Raw genomic sequence first — 3,842 nt, forward strand, 5'->3', positions numbered from 1 at the left:
GGCGGCACTGGGCAAGCGGGCGTAGCGATAGAGGGCAGCGGCTCGGGCGTCATCGCCATCGCTGGGTCCGGCGCTGGCGTGGTGCTCGTCCCCAAGCCCGCGAGCGCGGCGCGCAATGTCCGTAACGAGCGCGAGCCGCGCGAGGCAGGGTCCGTAACCGTGGCGCGCGAGGTCGCTGGTCAGCCGGGGGATAGGGTCGCATCTATTGACCGCACCGCGCGCGCCACAACCACAACCCGGCAAAGGAGGGCCGCCTAATGGCCGCACAATGGCCCGCGAAAGACCCCGACGAGGTTCTCGATTACAGCTGGACGATCCCGACCGAGGCAGATGACCCGGTTACGGCCGCGACGCTGACGCTCGTCTCGGGCACGGTCGCTATCGTCAGCCAGACCGCGACCGATACAGGACTCACCGCGTTCCTCTCGGGCGGCGCCGCTGGCGAGACGGCTATCCTTGCCGGGACCGCCACGACCGAGGGCGGGCGCACGTTCGAGGAGACCTTCTATCTCACCATCACCGCCAGCGCGAACGCGAATGTCGCTGCGCTGCGCATGCGCTACCCGGCGTTCGCCGCCGTGCCGTCTGCCACGATCGATTACTGGCTGACCGATGCGGGGCGTTTCGTCGATGCGAGCTGGTCGGACGCGGACTATGCCCCTGCCCTGATCGCGGCAGCCGCGCACCACATGGCGATGAACGGGCTGGGCGGCGAGGCGGCGCTGCCGCAGGGCGTGACCAGCTTCAAGTCCGGCACCTTTTCTGCCACCGTCGAGGCCAGCCAGGCGGCCGCAACCGGGTGGAAGGCAACGCGCTTCGGGCAGGATTACCTTGCCCTGCTGCGCCGGAACAAGGGCGGTGCCCGCGTCATCTCGGTCGGCCGCGAGGTGCCCTTCGATTATGCGTGGCGCAACCGATGAGCTACGCCAGCGCCTTCGCCAATATCGCCGCGCGCATGTCGGCGGCATCTGGCGGCGAGCCTTGGATTGATGCCATCGCGGTTTGGCCGGGCACGCCGACACTCGATTCCGGCGGCTCGATCACCACGCCGGGGGCACCGGTCAGGCTCCCGGTCAAGGTCCAGTTCGATGCGGTCACCGAGCGCATGCGCAACGCCGATGCCTATCAGGACAAGGATGTTCGCATTCTGGTGCTCGCGTCGTCGCGCGAGATCACGACCGATGCGCTCATAACCGTAGCGAGCGGTCGAGACGCGGGCGCGTGGATGATCGCGCAGGCCGATACGGACCCGGCTGGCGTTGGGTTCGAGTGCCTGGGGCGGCGGGCGTAATGCCGCTGCGAGGCTCCAAGGCGCATCTGGCGCGGTTGCGCAAGCTGACCCGCGATACCGAGCGGTTCGTCGGGCAAGCCCTGTTCGTCGGGGGCAACCGTATCCAGGTCGAGGCGCAGCTTTCGATCACGCAAGGAGCAGTATCGGGCAAGAACCACGTGCCCAGCAAGCCAGGCGAGCCGCCCAATCAGGACACCGGCGTCCTGGCCAACAACATCGAGACGGTGCAGAAAGCCCCGCTGCTGGTCGAGGTGTCGAGCAACGCGCCTTATTCCGCACCGCTTGAGTTCGGCACCAGCAAGATGGCGGCGCGTCCGTTCATGCGCCCCGCGCGCGACAAGAAGCGGCGCGAGGTCGTGGATCTGGTGCAGCGTGCCGTTTTCGAGGCCGTCCGTCGTTCACGCAGCACAGCAAAGGACTGAAATCATGACCGTAACCCTCACCCGCGACTGGACCTATCGCACCCCGCTGCTGACGGTGGATTACCCGGCTGGCGAGCACGACATGCCCGCCGAGCACGCAGACGCCGCCCGCGCGGCCAACGTCATAGAGGAGAAGCGCATTGGCAACCGGACTGGTAAGGCTGTCCCGCCGAGCGGTGCTGACGGCGCTGAAAGCTGACGCTGGCGTTACCGCGCTCGTCCCTGCCACGTCGATCCATGGGCAGGTGCCGCTAGATACCCCGACCTGGCCGTTCATCAAGATGGGTGCCATCAGCTTCGGCGCGCTCGACGCCGCTTGCGTTGCCGGGGGTGAAGGGCGGATTACCGTGCACGCTTTTGCCAAGGCAACACGCAACGGCTCCGGCGCGATCACGGCCAGCGCAGAGGACAACGCCGGGCTTATCCAGGCTGCTATCGAGGCTGCGCTGCACCGGGCGAAACTGACCCTTGCGGACGGCAATCTGACCCTGCGGCATATCAACTCGATCCTGCTGGTCGATGGTGGCGAGGCCGATGCTTTCCACGCCGTCACGGATTTTCGTGCGCGCATCATCGCATCGTGATATGACTGCCAGCGATGGCGGACGATATTGACGACGATCTGGCAGGCCGCGACATTCTTTGGACCGAGACGCTGCCCGATGAACCCGACGCGCCGGACGAGATTGCTCTTGCCCTGATCCGCCATCTCTACCGCCGTGGCCTGTTCGATCTCGACGACATCGAGGCAATCGCGGCCGACGTTCCCGACGAGCTGGCGCATGACGTTCGCTGCGCCGCATTGGAAGCCGACGCTACCCCGCATTCCGACTGGCAGGCCGATCGCGCCCGCTCCCGGTTCCGCATCGTCCGTAATGAGGACGAGACCTAGGCCATAGCATCCCGCGCAACACCATCCGCGCGGAGTTTGCTATGTCGCTGCCCAATGAGTTCGATTTTGGCCTGCTGAAGGTGGGCGACGGCGCAACGCCGGAAGTTTTCACCGCCGTTTGCGGCATCATCGATGTGGCTGTGAATGAGACGGTGGATACCACCTCTCGCCGCGTGCGCGATTGCACGACCCCGAACAAGCCGGGCGTGACCAAGATCAAGGTCAATGGCACGAGCTGGGCGATCACAGCCTCGGGCCTCACCAATGCCTCCGAGGAAACGAACCTCCGCGCGCTTCTCGGCAAGCTCAAGAATTACAGGGTTGAGGCCTATGATGACGACGGCACCGACGCTGGCGACCTGCTCGGCACGTGGTCGGGCGCGGCCGTTCTCAATGCCAAGAACATCAACATCAACCGCGACAGCGATTCCGCTATCGAACTGACGCTTGAAGGCGATGGAGCCCTAGCCTGGGCGGCGGCATGATCCATGGAAACCGCGCTCACTCTTGAGTTCGCAGACGGCACCTATGCCTTCGACCTGAAACTGCCGCAGATCATCGAACTGCAGGAAAAGTGCGGGACGGTGGGGCCGGACGGAACTCGCCAGCGCAAGGGCATCTTCTCGATCTATTCCAGCATCATGGCAGGCCGTGCGCTGGTCGCTGATGGTGTCCATATCGGTGTCCCTGACCAGGCCGAGGCGGCGGTGCAGGAGGTCTACGAGACCATCCGGCTCGCACTGATCGGCGGCGGCGAGGCGATCGTGAATGGCGAAACAGTCAGGGTCTCCCCACTCGACGCCAAGCGCCTTGTCGAGACCTATGTGCACCCGATGCCGCTGTCGGCCGCGTGGGATATGGCGGCTGCGATCCATTACGCCCGCGTGGTCGGCTATCAGCCTAAAAAAAAAGAAGTGACGCCGGAAACGGAAAGCGCGGCGGAGACCGCGACGGATTCTCAGACCCCAGCGTGATCTACGCCAACTGCGCCGCGATGCACGTAAATCCGGCGGACCTGACGTGGTGGGAATACACGGCACTGCTCGCCGGATGGAACGCCATGCACGCCGATACCAGCACCACCGGACCTAGCCCCGAGAAGATGGAAGCACTGCGCCGGTTCAGCGCCGCGCACGGCTTGGGAGCGCCCAACTGATGGCCGAGATCGATCCCGTCATCTTGCAGCTGCGCGCCGAGATGGGGCGCTACCGGGCCGAGCTCAAATCCGCGACCGCGC

10 protein-coding genes are annotated in these 3,842 nt (G+C 65.5%); 9 read left to right on the forward strand and 1 reads right to left on the reverse strand.

Going from position 1 to position 3,842, the window contains the following annotated elements:
• The 9 genes from AX735_RS26340 to AX735_RS11630 form a co-directional block, all read left to right on the forward strand.
• Positions 1-258 (forward strand): hypothetical protein (locus AX735_RS26340; RefSeq protein ID WP_231750096.1); only part of this gene is annotated, 258 nt, incomplete at its 5' end.
• The gene (locus AX735_RS11595) at positions 258-920 is read left to right on the forward strand and encodes a DUF4054 domain-containing protein (RefSeq protein WP_066280161.1); all 663 of its coding nucleotides are present in this window, start codon (positions 258-260) and stop codon (positions 918-920) included. The genes AX735_RS26340 and AX735_RS11595, both read left to right, overlap by 1 nt.
• Positions 917-1,291: a hypothetical protein gene (locus AX735_RS11600; protein ID WP_066280162.1), complete on the forward strand. Its 375-nt coding sequence runs from the start codon at positions 917-919 to the stop codon at positions 1,289-1,291. Before AX735_RS11595 ends, AX735_RS11600 begins: the two co-directional genes overlap by 4 nt.
• Positions 1,291-1,713, forward strand: a complete 423-nt coding sequence (locus AX735_RS11605; protein ID WP_066280164.1) for an HK97-gp10 family putative phage morphogenesis protein — start codon at positions 1,291-1,293, stop codon at positions 1,711-1,713. Before AX735_RS11600 ends, AX735_RS11605 begins: the two co-directional genes overlap by 1 nt.
• Before the next feature lie 4 nt (positions 1,714-1,717).
• Positions 1,718-1,912, forward strand: a complete 195-nt coding sequence (locus AX735_RS25125) for a hypothetical protein (protein ID WP_066280165.1) — start codon at positions 1,718-1,720, stop codon at positions 1,910-1,912.
• Positions 1,890-2,297, forward strand: coding sequence for a DUF3168 domain-containing protein (locus AX735_RS11615; RefSeq protein ID WP_066280166.1), 408 nt, complete (start codon positions 1,890-1,892; stop codon positions 2,295-2,297). Before AX735_RS25125 ends, AX735_RS11615 begins: the two co-directional genes overlap by 23 nt.
• Positions 2,298-2,311: 14 nt before the next feature.
• Complete coding sequence (locus tag AX735_RS11620; RefSeq protein WP_066280169.1) at positions 2,312-2,605, forward strand: hypothetical protein; 294 nt, start codon at positions 2,312-2,314, stop codon at positions 2,603-2,605.
• 41 nt (positions 2,606-2,646) lie between these two features.
• Entirely contained in the window at positions 2,647-3,090 is a 444-nt protein-coding gene (locus AX735_RS11625) for a hypothetical protein (protein ID WP_066280173.1), read from the forward strand.
• A gap of 3 nt (positions 3,091-3,093) precedes the next feature.
• The gene (locus AX735_RS11630) at positions 3,094-3,579 is read left to right on the forward strand and encodes a gene transfer agent family protein (protein WP_066280176.1); all 486 of its coding nucleotides are present in this window, start codon (positions 3,094-3,096) and stop codon (positions 3,577-3,579) included.
• 1 nt (position 3,580) lies between these two features.
• On the opposite strand, the gene AX735_RS26345 is transcribed toward AX735_RS11630, so the two are convergent.
• On the reverse strand, positions 3,581-3,842 hold a 262-nt coding region (locus AX735_RS26345), incomplete at its 5' end, for a hypothetical protein (protein ID WP_231750097.1).

The sequence above is a fragment of the Blastomonas sp. CCH1-A6 genome (assembly GCF_001556365.1).
GTDB classification, from domain to species: domain Bacteria; phylum Pseudomonadota; class Alphaproteobacteria; order Sphingomonadales; family Sphingomonadaceae; genus Blastomonas; species Blastomonas ursincola.

Coding starts and splice junctions, on each gene's coding strand:
- AX735_RS11595 (WP_066280161.1), top strand. CDS start 258: ATGGCCGCACAATGGCCCGCGAAAGACCCCGACGAGGTTCTCGATTAC.
- AX735_RS11620 (WP_066280169.1), top strand. CDS start 2,312: ATGGCGGACGATATTGACGACGATCTGGCAGGCCGCGACATTCTTTGG.
- AX735_RS11600 (WP_066280162.1), top strand. CDS start 917: ATGAGCTACGCCAGCGCCTTCGCCAATATCGCCGCGCGCATGTCGGCG.
- AX735_RS25125 (WP_066280165.1), top strand. CDS start 1,718: ATGACCGTAACCCTCACCCGCGACTGGACCTATCGCACCCCGCTGCTG.
- AX735_RS11625 (WP_066280173.1), top strand. CDS start 2,647: ATGTCGCTGCCCAATGAGTTCGATTTTGGCCTGCTGAAGGTGGGCGAC.
- AX735_RS11630 (WP_066280176.1), top strand. CDS start 3,094: ATGGAAACCGCGCTCACTCTTGAGTTCGCAGACGGCACCTATGCCTTC.
- AX735_RS11605 (WP_066280164.1), top strand. CDS start 1,291: ATGCCGCTGCGAGGCTCCAAGGCGCATCTGGCGCGGTTGCGCAAGCTG.